We start from the raw sequence: 16,187 nt of genomic DNA, 5'->3' as shown, positions 1-16,187 counted from the left end.
TAGATTATTCGATAACTAGTTGAATTTCTTCTGTATGGGGAAATGGCATGCTGATTGCTCTATTAGAGTAATATGGAAACCAATCCATCCCCTAAGGCTAGTTCATTACGCGTCAATGTAATCCAGTACACCTAGTTCAAAAATCTTCCAGCCAGGAACGTAAAAATTTGGCACCAGCCAAATTTTAAAAACTACCTCATGAAGGATTCAAGAAAATGATAAATATATAAGTATTAATATTGATTTAATAATAAATAAAGTGTATATGTCTTATATGACAAATAAAATACGCAATGACTGGTTAACAGTTCAAGAGGTTGCCAAGTATCTTCGATTAAGTCCTGAAATGATTTACAAAGTCATCCAACAAGAAAACCTTCCTGCTATTCGTATTGGCAGTAGTGTACGAATACCACGTGAAGAATTTAATACTTGGATTCAAAACCAAAAGATCTCTGCTAAAAAAATGAATTTGCCCCAATCCTATTTGGCATTGGTGCAATCTTTTCAGAAAAAATTAAAATTTCATTATAAAGATCAATTCGTCGCACTGTATATTTATGGTTCTTGGGCAAGAGGAGAGGCCCACAAAGAATCCGACCTTGACACCTTTGTGGTTCTAAAAAAACTCAAAGATAAATGGAAAGAAAAACGTGTAATTGAAAAAATAGCTTATGCTGTTTCCTTCGGGGCTAATATTCCTGTGGTAATTTCTGTAGGCTTAGCAAGCGAATCAGACTTTCTTCATCGCAAGGATCCTTTATTTATTCGCATTCGAGAAGAAGGCAAACAAGCCGCATGAAGCCAGAAGTTAATCTATTAATCGATAAAGCAAATCGTTCTTTAATAGCAGCTGAAATGCATTTTGAAAAAGGTGATTATGACTTTTGTGCCTCACGTAGTTATTATGCCATGTTTTATGCAGCAGAAGGAATCCTCTTAGAAAAAGGTAAAACTTATTCGAAACATTCGGGTGTTTTGAGTGGTTTTTATCACCATTTCATTGCTACAAAAATCTTCCCCCAGCGGCTTCATGAAGCCTTTCATCACGCCTTTGATGACCGACAAGACGCAGACTATGCTTTTTTAGATCCATTTCCAAAAGAAGAAGCACAAAATCTTTTAAAAGAAGCCAAAAAATTTGTTGAGGCGATTTGCAATTACTTAAAAACTCAAAATTAAATTTTGAAATAAAAATTCCTATTGTAAGTCCCCATTAGCATTTGTTAGGGGCAATTCTCTGGTCAGTTTCAAACCAAAGCGTCCTTTGTCACAAGCAACAAAACTTGCATCACTCTTTTAATGACTTAAAGATTTCTGTACAACGGGAAGTCGTCCATTTTCCAAGAGTATCCTGCTTGGTCTTTATGTTGAGAATTTGTCCATCTGCAGTCGTATGAATTTGTAATTCACAGAACACATTAATATTACCACCCCCTGTAGTCATTGATGACTCAAAACGTGTTTCTTTTCCATTAAACGTTCCATGTCGATTTGATCCAGAATATGTGCCTGAAACGTTACCACCGCCAGTAGTAATTGTTGTTTGAGGGAATTTGTAAGAAATGACTAAGGAAAAAATTGATTTTGGCCTTAAAAAGACTTACGCTGTCCATCAACTACCCGAAGAGGAATATTGCACGATCTTTAGTCTTATTTCGATACTGCTTTATTGGAGAAAAACGAAAATGCAAAAGAAAAGCTTAAAGCTTTTAAAGAAAATGAAAAAAGAATTCCCAATTGCAATGCGTGTAGTGAAAAAACACGTGGTAAGCTCTAAAACAAAAAAATCTTCTAAACAACTCTCGCACCGCCATATTACCAAGCAAGAAGTAGAAACGCTTAGAGATTGGATCCATCAAGCAATTGATAGTTAAGCCAAAAAATCAACCCCTCAAAGGAATAACGATGAAAAAAGTAATTTTTACTTTGGTGTGTCTGCTGATCTCGGTGAAGGCCTTTGCCCAAGCTGATTGGCTAAAGGGCACGGCGTGGGAGTATCAAACTAGTTGCGATAAACAAGTCACTTGCGTGATAAAAGATTTCGTTTTTCATCCCAATGGCAAGTTTGAGGTCTTTGGTATGCCTTTGCCTTCATCGCGTCATGAAGGGCAATATAAAATTGTTCAAGCCAGCCCCGATGGCAACGAATTAAAATTGGAGTTAAGCCAACACAAAGGTGATTTGGGAAATTGGAAAAGTCAAATTGCCATTAAACGCAATAAAGATGGTACCCTCACGATCGACGGCGAAGGGCCTTATCAGCGGCTAAAATATATTCCAAAACCTAAACATCAAGAACCCAATGAACATTAATAATGAGAGATTGCTTCGCTAACGCTCGCAATGACAGCATTAGTGGTGTAGTTCTCGCTCCTTCATTAAACTTTTAACTCGATCCACTAAAATATTAATGTCGCAGGGTTTAGAAAAGAAAACCTTGGCACCCCATTTCACTGCCTCACCTTTTACTTCGGTATCTTCAATCCCTGAAAGGGCAATCACCGAAGGTTTGTCGGTTTCTTCTTTTTGATTAATTTGCCGCAGCACTTTAATGCCAGAATCGCCGGGCATAATGAGGTCTAAGATCATAACCCCGGGCTGCTTAGAAGAAATCATGGCTAAGGCTTGTTTGGCATCGTAGGCCTTGATGGCTTCAAAACCCTCAAACTCTAACCGATCGCTGATGAGATCAACAATCCCTTCATCATCATCTACAATCAATACACTTTCTTTTTTCATAAACATCCCCTTGGTAAAATTTTAGTTAAAGGGTATTACCACCGGCAACTCCCTTGACTTTGACAATAAAAAATAAAACCGCGCCCCAACGCCTGGTTCACTTTCCACCCAAATTTTACTTTCATGCATGTTTAAAATTTCTCTACAAATCGCCAAACCAAGCCCCGTGCCTTTATAACCAGCCCCACCGGCAGGGCGATCCAATTGAATAAACTTTTCAAATAATTTTGCTTTGTTCTCCGGGGCTACTCCAACGCCATCGTCTAACACCCCAATTTGAATCATTTCGCCTAAATCTTTTGCCTCTACCACCACCTCGGATTTAGCAAAACGTAAGGCGTTGTGAACCAAGTGATCTAAAACTCGGGTGATCCAATTAAAATCGGCTTCTACATCCGAAATACTTGCAGGAATTTTTATTTTTAATTTGATATTCTGCTTTTGGGCATCTTCGTAAAATTCTTGGATGGCTTCGTGCAACAAATAAGCAACATCAACCCGTTGTAGCTTGGGTCGAATCCGATCCGACTCAAGCCTAGAAAGATCTAACAAGTCATTAATAATGCGGGTTAAGCGATCACAACTTCGGCTCGCGATATCTAACACCTTGAGTTGTTGCGGGGTCAGGCTGCCTACGACTCCATCTAAAAGGTTACTCACCGCCGCCCGAATTAAGGTGAGTGGAGTACGAATTTCGTGGGACACAGCACTGATAAAACCATCTTTCAGCTCTTCCATTTTCTTTTGGTCCATGATGTCGTTGCCAATTAAGACATAACTCTTAATTTTGCCTTCGGTGTCGAGCACAGGTGCTACGGTCACTTGCAGCCAATAGTTTTTACCATCGCGCTTTTTGGCGTTGAATTCCCCTGCCCAAATTTTGCCACTGCGTAAAGTCGCCCACATTTTAGTCAGTGACCCTGAAGAAGAATAATTAAAAACCAAACAAGATAAATCTTGGTGAATGAGTTCGGATTCTGAAAAACCTAACAATTCAACTATGCGGTGATTGACTTCTAAAATTTTACCATTCGCATCCAGTTGCAACAAACAAGCAAACCGATCCAAGGCCCGCTGCCTGGCCTGCAACGATTCGAGCTCTAAATTGATGGATTTAAGTTTTTTAACCGCCACGTTGAAATTGCCCCCACCTACCCTAAAGCTTTGAGTTCACTTGCCTTCTCAAAATTATAACAAAAGCCCACCCTAGAAGAAAATGGAATTTCTGGCGACACCTTGGTTAGTTGACAAAAGTCTAAATATTTCCTATAGTTATTAATCTTATGGCCAAAATTAAAACACGCACTGCTAAAAGAGTACGCAATACGAAAGAGACCCAAATCACCCTCGAGCTAAAAATCGACGGTACTGGGCGATATTCCATTAATACGCCCTTGCCTTTTTTTAACCACATGTTGGAGACCTTTGCTCGCCATGGGCTGTTTGATCTTACCCTAAAAGCCCGAGGCGATGTGCAAGTAGACCCTCATCATTTGGTTGAAGATGTGGGCATTACCTTAGGCGAAGCCTTCGAAGCCGCCTTGGGGAAAAAACTTGGCATTCGCCGTTATGGGTTTTGTATCTTACCCATGGATGAAGTGCTCACCACCGTTGCATTAGATTTTTGCGGAAGACCTTGTATGGTTTACAAAAACCCTGTGAAAAAAGGCCGGATTGGTAATGGGTTGTTCGATGTAGAATTAACCTCGGAATTTTTTCAAGGCTTCACCAATGCCGCCAAAATCAATTTGCACATCAATGTGAATTACGGTCGCAACAAGCACCACATTGTAGAATCAATTTTCAAAGCCTTTGCTAAGGCTTGCGATTATGCAACCAGCATTGATCCGCGGGCACCAACGAGTCTACCCTCAGTAAAGGGGAAATTATAAAACGGAAGATTCCTCGCTCTCGCTCGGAATGACAGACTCTATATGATTATTGTCGTTGATTACGATATGGGAAATTTGAATAGCGTTTCTAAGGCGCTTACTAAAGTGGGCGCCAAGGTTGAGGTTTGCCGAAGCCCTGAAAAAATTCGCCAAGCCGACAAACTCGTGGTGCCAGGGGTGGGGGCCTTTGGCGACTGCATGAAAAATTTGCAAAATTATGGCCTGCTTGAACCCATTCGTGAATTTATTCGTTCGGGCAAACCCTATTTGGGTATTTGCTTAGGCATGCAAATTCTCATGAGTTACAGTTTAGAATTTGGCAAATATGAAGGTTTAGGAATTTTTGAAGGCGAAGCGATCCCTTTTGATAAAAGCCCACAATTAAAAGTTCCCCACATGGGTTGGAACCAACTTAAAATCGCAGAAGATACCCGTTTATTTCAAGGCATTCCCAATGAAGCCTATGTTTATTTCGTGCATAGTTTTTATGTAGAACCCAAAAATCCAAATATTTTAGCAGCCACCACCGATTATGGGGTTAATTTTGCAGCGGCCTTAGAATGGGAAAATATTTTCGCTACCCAATTTCACCCCGAAAAATCCCAAAGTATTGGGTTGAAAATTTTACAAAATTTTTGTGAATTGACCTAACTTTATGATTTTATTTCCCGCCATTGATATTCGCCAAGGGCGAGTGGTGCGTTTACGTCAAGGCGATTATGCCCAAGAAAAACAATATGGGTTTGACCCTATGGCCATGGCCCAAAAATGGGTGGCGGCGGGGGCGACTTGGTTGCATGTGGTGGATCTCGATGCCGCGCTGACCGGTACCCCAACCAATCTTGCTTTGATCGAAAAGATTGCCAAGCAAAACAAAGTCAATGTGCAAGTGGGGGGTGGCGTTCGTGATTTAAAAACAGTAGAAACTTATATTAATTTAGGAATTAAATCGGTAGTCTTAGGCACCGCAGCCGTTAAAAACCCTGCGTTCTTAAAAGAAGCTGTCGAAAATTTTCCTGATCACATTAGTTTGGGCCTTGATACCAAAAAAGGTTACCTCGCTACGGATGGTTGGACAAAAACTTCATCGATCAAAATCGAAGCATTTTTGAAAAATATCCCAGAAGTTGGGTTAGCCTGGCTGATCCATACCGAAATTGAGCGGGATGGCATGTTAAGTGGTTTACAAACCGAAGGGATTAAACATTTTCTCGAGATTGCGCCTACCGCGGTGGTGGTTTCGGGCGGGGTTAGTTCACTCGATGACATTAAGATCTTAGCTGAACTAGTAGAAGAGTATTCTAACTTAGATGGAGTGATTGTAGGCAAGGCGCTGTATGAAGGGAAGATCGATTTAAAGGAAGCACTCCACTATGCTCGCTAAACGTATTATTCCCTGTCTTGATGTTAAAGAAGGTCGTGTGGTCAAGGGCACTAAGTTTGTCAACTTGCGCGATGCAGGTGACCCGGTTGAAATTGCGAAAGAATACGATCGCCAAGGGGCCGATGAATTAGTTTTTCTCGACATCACGGCTAGCCATGAAAAAAGGGCGATTATTTTAGATGTGGTTGAAAAAACCGCCGCGCAAGTGTTCATGCCCCTCACCGTTGGCGGTGGCATTCAAACTTTAGAAGATATCCGCAAATTATTGCATGCCGGCGCTGATAAAGTATCGATCAATACCACAGCGGTGCTTAATCCCAACTTTGTAGCTGATGCGGCTAATCAATTTGGTTCGTCAACCATTGTGGTGGCCATTGATGCCAAACGCTCAGATGATCATTGGGAAGTTTTTACCCATGGTGGGCGCAAAGCCACTGGGCTAGATGCCCTAGAATGGGCACAAAAAATGGAACGGCTAGGCGCTGGAGAAATTTTGCTGACTAGCATGGACCAAGATGGAACTTTGCAAGGCTATGACATTCCACTCTTGCAAAAAATCACTGGCCTGCTAAGCATCCCGGTGGTGGCCTCGGGTGGCGTTGGCACTTGCGAACACATTTACGAAGGTTTAACCACGGGCAATGCGCAAGCAGCACTAGCTGCATCTATTTTCCATTATGGACAATATTCCATTGCCGACGTAAAAAAATACTTAAAGGAACATGATGTCCCAATTAGAACATAGACGAACGGGCGTGAGCCCCGGGTCTTCCCCCAGCAGTGCTCGTCTGCAAGGCAGGACGGAGTTTATCCTGAGCGAAGCGAAGGACCCATCGGTACTGGGCCCCCAAAACCCTGAGTCACCCGTTCGTCTCAGATAGCTTATGGAAATTTTTTATGAACAAATTCGATAAAATTATTTCGCAAATTAAATTTGATGACAAAGGGTTACTAGGTTGCATTGTGCAAGATTATCAAAACAACGATGTCTTGATGTTTGCCTATATGAACCCTACTTCACTACAAAAAACCCTTGAAACGGGGCACGCCACTTATTGGTCGCGTTCGCGCAATAAATTGTGGATCAAAGGTGAATCCTCGGGTCATCAACAGGTGGTCAAAGCCATGTATTATGATTGTGATGCCGATTGTTTATTGATTAAAGTCGATCAAAAAGTAGCGGCCTGTCACGAAGGCTATCGCAGTTGTTTTTTTCGTAAGATCGAAGATGGCGAAACCAAGATTGTAGGGCAAAAGATTTTTGATGCAGAAAAAGTCTATAAATAGTTGTCATTGCGAGGCAAAGCCGAAGCAATCTTTAATATTATAAAAAAGAAGATTGCTTCGCTTGCGCTCGCAATGACATCTTAATAACATGCAAGATTGTCTATTCTGTAAAATCGCTAAAGGCGAAATTCCTTCGCAGAAAGTTTACGAAGATGACTCGCTCTTCGCCTTCAAAGATATTTCCCCCATGGCCCCGGTTCATATCCTCATCATCCCCAAAAAACATTACCGCTCTCTTAATGAAGTCCCTGCCGATGAAATCCATTTGCTGGGAATTATGGCCGAAGTAGCCCGAAAACTTGCCTGGGAGCAGGGCTTAAAAGAAAAGGGCTATCGCTTAGCCCTCAACACCGAACAAGAAGGTGGGCAAAGTGTTTATCACCTTCACCTTCATCTCTTAGGTGGCCGCCAATTAGGCCCGTCGTTGGTGGGCTAACCACCAAATTTTCCACAACCAAAGCCCCATTCAGGCGATAAACTGTCAACAGGCTGAATAATGAACGATTTGTCTTATCAATATCATTGTATCAATAGCGCCCAATGCTCAGTAACTGACCGAATTGCCGCACTCCAAGACTACGTCGGTGCAGCCTACGGAGAAAATGGCAAAGTCCAATATGATAAAAAATTAACCCAAACCGAACGTCAATATGTTGAAACCCAATTTGGCAAACTCCCCGCAGACAAAAAAAAATTAACCGAGACCGTAATTCAAGATTATCTCACTCAAGCCCAACGAAAATTTTTTGTTAGGCTGGGCCTAGATGATAATCGGGCCCAACAATGCACCCGAGATTTTATTTATCAGGAAATCAAAAAAGCCAAGGCTTATTTTCTAGGTGGAGCCCATGGTTGCGGTCCTAAATTCTCTCAGCTCTATTTACAAAATGGTCTTGAACTCGCCATTGCGTCAAATCCCGATAGTTGGGTTTTTTTCATTGAAGGCTATGGTAAAGATCAAATGGCCCCCGAAGCTGAAGCGGAGCTATTCAAACAAATTGGCAAAGCACTCCATATTCCACTCTACAACCCATTAATCTACAATGCCACAGGGCTTTCGGTTATCAATACTGCAGCAACGACTTATCACCGAAATATTAAAGAATATATTGGCTATCTTGTGCTCGCGGCTTTTATTATGAATGTAAAACAATCAAGAGTTCCTTTAAGGTTTTTTCATGATTTATTAAATCAAACTATTAAGAGATTTTGTGAAATTTATGAGTTAGACGAATCCAAAGCAAGAGAGGCCTTTTTTACTTTTACAGAAAAGTCGCCCGCTGAATCTGAACAAGCCTTTATGATCAGACTTGGCACGACGGATCTAATTCGAAAAATTGAAGCCAAAGAACCCGCCATCACTCGAGAGTTAATTGATACTTCCAATCAACTTAATATAGGCCACGTCGAGCAGGGCTTAAGCGCCAATCCCACCCGACCCAAGGCCTTTTTTCAAGGCGGGAGAATGCATCTTGCCTTAGTAGAATCTGTCTATAAACCAAAGTAAGATTGCTAACTTGGCAATTTTCGGTTGACTTGTGCCTAGGGAAAGGAATAGGTCAACCTTCGCCTTTATAATAAGGAGGTTTTGTTTTGCCTGGTATTAGAATTAGAGAAGGTGATTCTTTCGAGATCGCCGTCCGCAAATTTAAAAAGCAATGTGAAAAAGCTGGGATTCTTTCTGAATTGCGCAAACGAGAGCATTATGAAAAACCCAGTGTAGCCAAAAAGAAAAAGTCGCTGGCTGCCCGTAAACGCGCCTTAAAAAAGAATTTCCCCCGTAAAACTTATTGGTAAAAAACCATGTCTCTACTCACCCGTGTAGAAGAAGCCCTGAAGAACGCCATGAAGGCAAAAGATGCTTTATCGCTTCAAACCTTTCGCATGATGAAGTCGGCCCTCAAAAATAAACAAATCGAACTTATGCGCGAGTTAAACGACGATGAAGGTTTTAAGATCTTAAATACCCTCATTAAACAACGCAAAGAATCTATTGAGCAATTTATACAAGGGGGGCGAAAAGAATTAGCCGATAAAGAAGGTGCCGAAATTAAAATTATTAGTCAGTTCCTCCCCAAAGCTTTAGACCCTACCGAAGTAGAAAACCTGGTTCGCCAGGCCATTGCAGAAGTTCAAGCCAAAAGTTTAAGTGACATGGGCAAAGCCATCAAAACCGCTATGGGTAAGATTGCCGGCCGTGCTGAAGGTAAGCTGGTGAGTGATTTAGTGAAGAAGATTCTTGGCTCGTAAGTTAAGGCTTATTGACAATCCATTTCAATTTAACCTATCTTTTCTGGATCCCGGGTCAAGCCCGGGATGACGGACCACCGTCATTCCGGCCCTCGAGCCGGAATCCATACTATAAATTATGTTTAACGACCAACTTTTAACTCAAATTCAAAATCAGATCCCCATCGAAGAATTTGTGGGTGAAACGGTCGCTTTAAAAAAAGCCGGCAAATATTTAAAAGGCCTCTGCCCTTTTCACCCCGAAAAAACCCCTTCGTTTACCGTAAGCCCCGACAAAGGCATTTTTCATTGTTTTGGTTGTCATGCCGGCGGCGATCTATTTAATTTTCTAATGAAACTAGAAAATTTGTCGTTCCCCGAAGCCGTGGCCCACCTGGCTGAACGTGCGGGGTTACCATTTAATCACCAAGATCTCAAAACCGACCCCAAACAAAAAGAGCAAAAAGACCTGCTCTTGAAACTCTTTAAATACGCAGCTTGGTATTACCATTGTTTGCTAATGAAGGCCGACGAACAGAATCCAGCCAAGGTTTACTTGCAAGAGCGTAAAATTTCACCTGTTACGATCAAAGAATTTGCCTTAGGTTATGCCCCACCCACTCAATCGGGCTTATTTCATTACTTACAAACCAAAGGCTTTTCTCAAGAACAAATCCACTTGGGATCTTTGTTTTTAGAAAGAAGTGGTAGTTACGTTGAATTTTTTCGCGGGCGTTTAATCTTCCCCATTTTTCGTTGGGATCACAAAGTGGTGGGCTTAGGTGGCCGTTTACTGGGTGCCAAAGACTCGGGGCCTAAATATCTCAATAGCCCAGAATCGGACATTTTTCATAAAGGCAGCCTCTTTTACGGACTAGATTTAGCTAAACCCGAAATCAAAATCCGCGGCGTTGCTATGATGGTGGAAGGTTATTTTGATGTGATCAGTTTGCACCAAGCCGGGTTCAAAAATGCTATGGCACCTTTGGGTACGGCCTTTACCAAAAACCATGCGGGGTTGCTTAAAAAACAATGCTCCGACGTGGTGCTAGCCTTTGATGGGGACAATGCCGGAACCCAGGCCAGGCTAAAGGCTTTGCCTATATTGTTAAGTGTTGGAATTTACCCAGCTTTTATTGAATTCCCGCCTGGGGAAGACCCTGATTCTTTTCTCAAGCGATTTGGCAAAATAGCTTTGGAAAAAAAGTTAGAGGAAAGGCGCAACCTTTTGGATGACCTAATCGATAGAAACGCTGCTCAGTGCGGTGAAGATTTTCAAAAAAAGGGAAAGGCAGCGCAATTTTTACAATCGTTGGTGCGATCGATTGCTGACCCTTTTGTAAAAAATCTTTACTTAAGAAAAATTGCCGAGGCACTTGAGGTGCCGCAAGGCTGGTTATTGCAAAATCAAAAATCGACACCTTGGCAAGAAGTAAAAATGCCTCAAAAAAATCATCCGCTTATGAATTTTTCAGTTGAGGAAAGAGCCATTTTAAAGTTATGGCTCGGCTTTCCTGAACTTCACCAAGAAATGATGGAAAAAATCTCGAGTGGAGATTTTATAACTGTTGAAGCGTTAGAGATTTATCAAAGTTTGTTAAATACAGAAGGAAATCGTCTTTCACCTGAACTGGTAACCAAAATCTCAAGTTTGATGTTAGCCGATGATTCTCTCGATCACGAAACCGCAAAAGAATATTTTAAAGAGGCACTACAAAAATTAAAATTAAAATCCTTACAACGGGAACTTAAAAACTTTAAACACTTGAGCCAAAATCATCAAGCTCAAGAAGAATTGGTATTACTTCAAACAAAAATTAAGGAGCTGTCATCGCTACAAAAGGAAACAAAAAGCAAAGTATGGGTAGGAAAAAGCTAGAAAAACCAGAAGCTTCGTCTCCTGATTTAATTCAGCGTATTGATACTTTACTTAAAGCAGCAGAAAAGCAGGGTTATCTAACTTACGAGCAAATCAACGAAGCCTTGCCAGAAAACGTTACTTCACCTGACAAGATCGATGAAGTTTTAGCGAAGTTTGAAAAGCGCAAGATCGACATCGTTGACAATGAAGAAGACTACCTAAAAACTAAAGATCAAAAGAAAGAATCTCCTGAAACCACCGATGCAGCTTCGCCCTTTTATCAAGGCGAAGAAGAAGCCAGCCCCGGGGCCCTGTTTACCGAAGACACCTCTAACCAAGATGCCTACACCAAATCGGCCGACCCGGTGCGCCTGTATTTACGCAAAATGGGATCGGTTTCTTTGTTAAGCCGAGAAGGCGAAATTGAAATTGCCAAAAGAATTGAGACTTTCGAAGATGGGGTTTTAACCACACTCATTACCAACCCTATTGGGATTAATTACTTAGAAGAATTACCCAACCTTATTAAAAAAATTAAGATCCGGCTTTCTGATGTTATTCGCGATTATGATGATTTGTCGAACGAAGAAGAATTTAATGAAGAAGAATTACGCAAAAATGTTTTAGAAAATTTTCAAAACTTACGTAAGGCCACCAAAGATTTCTGTGGGTTGCAAAAAAAGGCCAATCAAGCCAGCCTTTCCAAAAAGGGCCGCGAACGTGCCAGAGAAAAAATGGAAGAATCCAAGATTAAGCTTTTGGATTTAGCCAAAAAAATCAAGTTTAGCCGCAAACTCACCAATAATATCATCAACAAAATTAGGGATATGATCGATCAAATCGATATTCAACATCGCACGATTCTTAATTTATGCACCAAGGTGCATGTTGATGCCGAACAGGGGCGAATTCAACTACGGCGCTCGCGCCGCAGCCCTTATATGCTCAGCAAAATTTGCCGGGCCAACAATTTAGACAAAGAAGAAGTTAATTCTATCAACAAGGCCGTGCTTAATGCTGAACGAACCATTCGAGATTTAGAAAAAGAATTTGGCTATTCAACCGAAGAATTAAAAAATATTTATAATGAGATTAAGCGCAGCCAATATTTTGCCGATAAAGCCAAGGCCGAATTGGTAGAAGCCAATTTGCGTTTGGTCGTTTCGATTGCTAAAAAATATACCAACCGTGGTTTGCAATTTCTTGACCTTATTCAAGAAGGCAACATTGGCCTTATGAAAGCCGTCGATAAGTTTGAATATCGGCGTGGTTACAAATTTTCTACCTATGCAACGTGGTGGATTCGCCAGGCGATCACCCGCGCCATTGCTGATCAGGCTCGCACCATTCGTATCCCGGTGCACATGATTGAAACCATCAACAAGTTGGTACGCACCTCACGTTATTTGGTGCAAGAATTGGGGCGAGAACCCACGCCCGAAGAGATCGCTGAAAAAATGGAAATGCCATTAGAAAAAGTGCGTAAGGTTTTAAAGATCGCCAAAGAACCCATCTCTTTAGAAACTCCTATCGGTGAAGAAGAAGACAGCCACTTAGGAGATTTTATCGAAGATAAAAGCATTATGATCCCCTCGGATGCAGCAGTAAATATTGATTTGTCTGATCAAACCAAACGAGTGCTTTCTACTTTAACGCCTCGTGAAGAAAAAGTATTGCGCATGCGATTTGGGATTGGCGAACGTTCTGACCACACCCTCGAAGAAGTGGGAAAAGATTTTTCAGTTACTCGCGAACGCATCCGCCAAATCGAAGCCAAGGCCCTACGCAAACTGCGCCATCCTTCGCGCGCTAAGAAGCTCAAATCTTTCGTTGATTGGTAGACCGACGTAAAAACTCTAAATCTTGAGCATCTAAAACGCTTTTACGATCTGCATAGGCGATCTCTTTGAGACGAATGAGATCTTCACGACAAGCAACCTGAATAACATGCGATTTGATTTTGATCGGCATAGCACGGGCTGCAACTTCTTTAGCTGAAAAAGGGAAATCAAAGAGCAAATCGACTTTAAGACGTGTTTGGGGATTAAAAAAATAAGCACTCGAAGGAGAATCGAGTTTTAAACGGATAGCAGCAACCTTTTCATGGTCGATGGTTCTTAAAACTTCTCCATTTTCGTTAAGCTTTGAAATTAATTCAAAGCCATTTTTATAAAAAACCTCTACAACCGTTTTGATGGTAGATTCTTGAAGAGAAATTAAAAAATCAAAATCTTTCGTCACGCGCTGTGACCCAAGAATCACCAGGGCCATCCCGCCTACCAAAATAGGGCTAAAGCCTTTTAATTCAAGATCCTCAATAAGAATGCAGATTTTCTCAAGATGATCACTTTGCATAAATACCAGGTAGTGGATACGTAACCCGCGAAACGGGATGTACGCGAGGGGGTTTCTTGAGTGCTATTAAAGTTTCAAGGTAAGCAAGATTGTCTTCAATGCGCTGAGCCGCATGGTGAGACAGGGATTTAATTTGACCACCTCGTGAGGCAATGCTTTTTCTCTCTGTTGCGGAAAGCCTCTTGGCACGTGCCAGCCCACCACGACGCCCTAATACTTTTGCGATTTGACGTATATTCATTATGTCATATTATTGCTTACCGCTAAGCATAAATCAAGAGTGGTTTTGAAAATGATACAATTTTCCATTGACGACGCTATTTTGGCTTCGTAGTAAAATGGAAGATCTTTTGATAGGAACTCATAAAAAGCTCCAGATGCAAGGCAATGATTAGAATGATATGCATGAAACTTCATAAAAAATTCTAATGCAAGGCAGGCTGAGGAGGCCGACCGAGGCGTACTCGCGTAGTAGGTAAACTTCAGCCGGTGGCTGAAGGCAAACTATGAAGCGTATAAGCTCTTGATCAAAGCTAGTTGTACGCCGCAGGGAGTGGGATCCTTCGGTTCCCTCAGGACAGGCTCCGACAACGCAGCAGTAGATTTTTTTAGGAAGTTTCATCTAGGGCCTATAGCTCAGTTGGTAGAGCTCCCGGCTCATAACCGGGCAGTCGGAGGTTCGACCCCTCCTGGGCCCACATACGTTTTTGCTTCTACGATCCTACAGCAAGCTCGGATAATTTCCCTTATACTGACTTGAGTTTGCCACCAGCCACTGGCTGGTGTTTGCCTCAAGATCAGGGTTCGACCCCTCCTGGGCCCACAAAAATTTTTCGCAAAAAATTTTTCCTCTATTTTCTAATGCCATTTTCAAGTGCGAAAAATTTAGAAAATAGCATGAGAAAATGGAAAATAGAGGAAAAGCTACTGCGCGCCGCGATAGGCTTGGTCGTAATTTGCGCTAACATCTCGGATGTTTTTGGTCAGAGGATCGGTGGCAAGTCGCTCAGGGATGGGTTTATCGAGATAAACATGAGCGAAAATAGTAACGGTGCGGCTGGAAAATGGATCGGGATTTTCTGGGTTGTAGGTACCAGCACCATTGCTTTGTGCTGCGGATACAGCTCCCCAAAATAGGTGAATACTTCGCTCAAGACCCACTGGAGTCATGTGGGGGTCGCGAAGGGCTGCATTCAGATTAACCCCAGCTTCAAAGACAGCCATCATTTTATCAAGCTGCTTTTGACTCACTTCTCGTTCACCACGATTGGTGGTGTAAACCCCTATGTTTTCTACTTTTAAAATATAACTTAGCAATTGGGTTACAGGCTCACGGGAAGTTGGGGTTAACGCAGTATGCCCAGGATCGATGGGTAAACGAAAACTTAAATTGCCGGTTTGGTTTACTAAACGTTGAGCCTGCGCCGTTTGAAGAAGCATGGCCCTAACCGCATCTTGCAACTCTGCTTCGCTCTTAATCCCATTTCGTTTCATAGCCTCTTGTAGCTTGGGTGATCTTTTTAACATTTCAACCCATTTCGCTACATGGCTATCGGCAACTTCGACTCTTTCAGGATAATGATAAATGCCATAGTTTCCATTCTGGTGAGGAGTTGTTTCCAAAGGAGGCTTTGCACGGCGAATGGGTTCAGGTGCACGAATGGGTGAAGGCGCTTCTACCCTGGCTGGAGCAATGGGAGCAATAGGCCGTGGAACAGGCGGCGGTGGAACTGCAGTTGGTCGTGGTTGAGTAGGAAAAGTTGTCTTATCGACTACTGGGCGAACAGGTTCAGGTGAAGATGCCACCGGCGGCAACGTATTGGGTTCTTTTGGTGTCGGCGCTGGCCTAGGAGGCTCCACCGAAGGTGAAGAAACAACAACAGGCCGCTTCGCTAGTTCATCTCGCAAAATCATAAGGGCTTCAACAAATCGAGTGGCAGGACGGCCTGCAATTTGAGTGGCTGCCTTGGTCATCATATCAGCCTCGCGAGTGGTCGGAGGTTCACTTATCGACGAACGCCGCCTTGAAGTAAAATCCTTGGCTAAGGCAAGGGCGCCCTCTATTTCAGCAGGATCTGAAGACCCACTTGCCAATAAACCTTCCCTTGCATAAGTGAAGGCTATATCCTTAACAAATGAATCAAAAAGTAAATCCCCTCCAAAGATATCTTCAAAAACACTTGGCTGCGGCCTTTCCATCCATAGTTCAAGGCCCCTTGCCAGCACCTTCAAATGCGAAATATTGCTCTGTTTGAGTAACACAATGACACGTTGTAACTTTTCTTGATGGCTTAATTCCGAGGCATTGATGTTTCGTAAACGTTTTACGATTTCTTGGGCCTGGCCACGATTAATACGATAGGTCTCTTGAATTTTAGCTACCTCAGGGTCTACCTCGGGCACTGCGGTTGGGGGTTTTAGCCTTGTAGCTCCACTT

At 42.3% G+C, this 16,187-nt stretch carries 20 protein-coding genes and 1 tRNA gene; 16 read left to right on the top strand and 5 right to left on the bottom strand.

The features are described from left to right. Nucleotides 1-274: 274 nt before the first annotated feature. The 4 genes from HYU97_05580 (at nucleotide 275) to HYU97_05565 (ending at nucleotide 2,316) form a co-directional block, all read left to right on the top strand. A complete protein-coding gene (locus HYU97_05580) occupies nucleotides 275-802 on the top strand; it encodes a helix-turn-helix domain-containing protein (GenBank protein MBI2336214.1) in 528 nt (175 codons plus the stop codon). Beyond that, the gene (locus HYU97_05575) at nucleotides 799-1,182 is read left to right on the top strand and encodes a HEPN domain-containing protein (GenBank protein ID MBI2336213.1); all 384 of its coding nucleotides are present in this window, start codon (nucleotides 799-801) and stop codon (nucleotides 1,180-1,182) included. The genes HYU97_05580 and HYU97_05575 overlap by 4 nt, the downstream gene beginning before the upstream one ends. 383 nt (nucleotides 1,183-1,565) lie before the next feature. Then, the gene (locus HYU97_05570; GenBank protein ID MBI2336212.1) at nucleotides 1,566-1,877 is read left to right on the top strand and encodes a hypothetical protein; all 312 of its coding nucleotides are present in this window, start codon (nucleotides 1,566-1,568) and stop codon (nucleotides 1,875-1,877) included. Between the two features lie 31 nt (nucleotides 1,878-1,908). After that, nucleotides 1,909-2,316: a hypothetical protein gene (locus HYU97_05565; protein MBI2336211.1), complete on the top strand. Its 408-nt coding sequence runs from the start codon at nucleotides 1,909-1,911 to the stop codon at nucleotides 2,314-2,316. A gap of 39 nt (nucleotides 2,317-2,355) precedes the next feature. On the opposite strand, the gene HYU97_05560 is transcribed toward HYU97_05565, so the two are convergent. Both HYU97_05560 and HYU97_05555 read right to left on the bottom strand, forming a co-directional pair. After that, nucleotides 2,356-2,742: a response regulator transcription factor gene (locus HYU97_05560; protein ID MBI2336210.1), complete on the bottom strand. Its 387-nt coding sequence runs from the start codon at nucleotides 2,740-2,742 to the stop codon at nucleotides 2,356-2,358. 21 nt (nucleotides 2,743-2,763) lie between these two features. Continuing rightward, nucleotides 2,764-3,876, bottom strand: a complete 1,113-nt coding sequence (locus HYU97_05555; protein MBI2336209.1) for a PAS domain-containing protein — start codon at nucleotides 3,874-3,876, stop codon at nucleotides 2,764-2,766. 149 nt (nucleotides 3,877-4,025) lie between these two features. Between HYU97_05555 and hisB the strand changes: the two genes are divergently transcribed. The 11 genes from hisB to rpoD all read left to right on the top strand — a co-directional run bounded on the left by hisB (nucleotide 4,026) and on the right by rpoD (nucleotide 13,236). Continuing rightward, nucleotides 4,026-4,634 (top strand): imidazoleglycerol-phosphate dehydratase HisB, encoded by a 609-nt coding sequence (hisB, locus tag HYU97_05550; GenBank protein MBI2336208.1) that lies wholly within the window; start codon nucleotides 4,026-4,028, stop codon nucleotides 4,632-4,634. Nucleotides 4,635-4,676: 42 nt separating this feature from the next. After that, a complete protein-coding gene (hisH, locus tag HYU97_05545; protein ID MBI2336207.1) occupies nucleotides 4,677-5,285 on the top strand; it encodes an imidazole glycerol phosphate synthase subunit HisH in 609 nt (202 codons plus the stop codon). A 4-nt stretch (nucleotides 5,286-5,289) separates the two neighbouring features. Then, nucleotides 5,290-6,018 (top strand): 1-(5-phosphoribosyl)-5-[(5-phosphoribosylamino)methylideneamino]imidazole-4-carboxamide isomerase, encoded by a 729-nt coding sequence (gene hisA, locus HYU97_05540; GenBank protein MBI2336206.1) that lies wholly within the window; start codon nucleotides 5,290-5,292, stop codon nucleotides 6,016-6,018. Further along, nucleotides 6,008-6,763, top strand: coding sequence for an imidazole glycerol phosphate synthase subunit HisF (hisF, locus tag HYU97_05535; protein MBI2336205.1), 756 nt, complete (start codon nucleotides 6,008-6,010; stop codon nucleotides 6,761-6,763). The genes hisA and hisF overlap by 11 nt, the downstream gene beginning before the upstream one ends. Before the next feature lie 152 nt (nucleotides 6,764-6,915). Next, entirely contained in the window at nucleotides 6,916-7,305 is a 390-nt protein-coding gene (hisI, locus tag HYU97_05530) for a phosphoribosyl-AMP cyclohydrolase (GenBank protein MBI2336204.1), read from the top strand. Between the two features lie 88 nt (nucleotides 7,306-7,393). After that, nucleotides 7,394-7,741 (top strand): histidine triad nucleotide-binding protein, encoded by a 348-nt coding sequence (locus tag HYU97_05525; protein ID MBI2336203.1) that lies wholly within the window; start codon nucleotides 7,394-7,396, stop codon nucleotides 7,739-7,741. A 60-nt stretch (nucleotides 7,742-7,801) separates the two neighbouring features. Continuing rightward, nucleotides 7,802-8,812, top strand: a complete 1,011-nt coding sequence (locus HYU97_05520) for a hypothetical protein (protein ID MBI2336202.1) — start codon at nucleotides 7,802-7,804, stop codon at nucleotides 8,810-8,812. 86 nt (nucleotides 8,813-8,898) lie between these two features. After that, a complete protein-coding gene (locus HYU97_05515; protein MBI2336201.1) occupies nucleotides 8,899-9,102 on the top strand; it encodes a 30S ribosomal protein S21 in 204 nt (67 codons plus the stop codon). Between the two features lie 6 nt (nucleotides 9,103-9,108). Beyond that, nucleotides 9,109-9,555 carry a GatB/YqeY domain-containing protein gene (locus HYU97_05510; GenBank protein ID MBI2336200.1) on the top strand — a complete coding sequence of 149 codons (447 nt, stop codon included), beginning with the start codon at nucleotides 9,109-9,111 and terminating at the stop codon, nucleotides 9,553-9,555. A gap of 118 nt (nucleotides 9,556-9,673) precedes the next feature. Further along, the gene (locus HYU97_05505; GenBank protein MBI2336199.1) at nucleotides 9,674-11,413 is read left to right on the top strand and encodes a DNA primase; all 1,740 of its coding nucleotides are present in this window, start codon (nucleotides 9,674-9,676) and stop codon (nucleotides 11,411-11,413) included. Continuing rightward, nucleotides 11,395-13,236: an RNA polymerase sigma factor RpoD gene (rpoD, locus tag HYU97_05500; GenBank protein MBI2336198.1), complete on the top strand. Its 1,842-nt coding sequence runs from the start codon at nucleotides 11,395-11,397 to the stop codon at nucleotides 13,234-13,236. Before HYU97_05505 ends, rpoD begins: the two co-directional genes overlap by 19 nt. Here the strand turns inward: rpoD and HYU97_05495 are convergent. Both HYU97_05495 and HYU97_05490 read right to left on the bottom strand, forming a co-directional pair. Continuing rightward, nucleotides 13,214-13,750, bottom strand: coding sequence for a hypothetical protein (locus HYU97_05495; GenBank protein MBI2336197.1), 537 nt, complete (start codon nucleotides 13,748-13,750; stop codon nucleotides 13,214-13,216). The genes rpoD and HYU97_05495 overlap by 23 nt on opposite strands. Further along, nucleotides 13,740-13,991: a hypothetical protein gene (locus HYU97_05490; protein ID MBI2336196.1), complete on the bottom strand. Its 252-nt coding sequence runs from the start codon at nucleotides 13,989-13,991 to the stop codon at nucleotides 13,740-13,742. Before HYU97_05490 ends, HYU97_05495 begins: the two co-directional genes overlap by 11 nt. Before the next feature lie 384 nt (nucleotides 13,992-14,375). Here HYU97_05490 and HYU97_05485 point away from each other — a divergent pair. Beyond that, nucleotides 14,376-14,448, top strand: a tRNA-Ile gene (locus HYU97_05485). 226 nt (nucleotides 14,449-14,674) lie between these two features. Here the strand turns inward: HYU97_05485 and HYU97_05480 are convergent. After that, on the bottom strand, nucleotides 14,675-16,187 hold a 1,513-nt coding region (locus HYU97_05480), incomplete at its 5' end, for a hypothetical protein (GenBank protein ID MBI2336195.1).

It is taken from the genome of Deltaproteobacteria bacterium, assembly GCA_016183235.1.
GTDB lineage: Bacteria > UBA10199 > UBA10199 > DSSB01 > JACPFA01 > JACPFA01.
The sequence above is the reverse complement of the archived record's forward strand: the minus strand, read 5'-3'. Positions and strand labels throughout refer to the sequence as shown.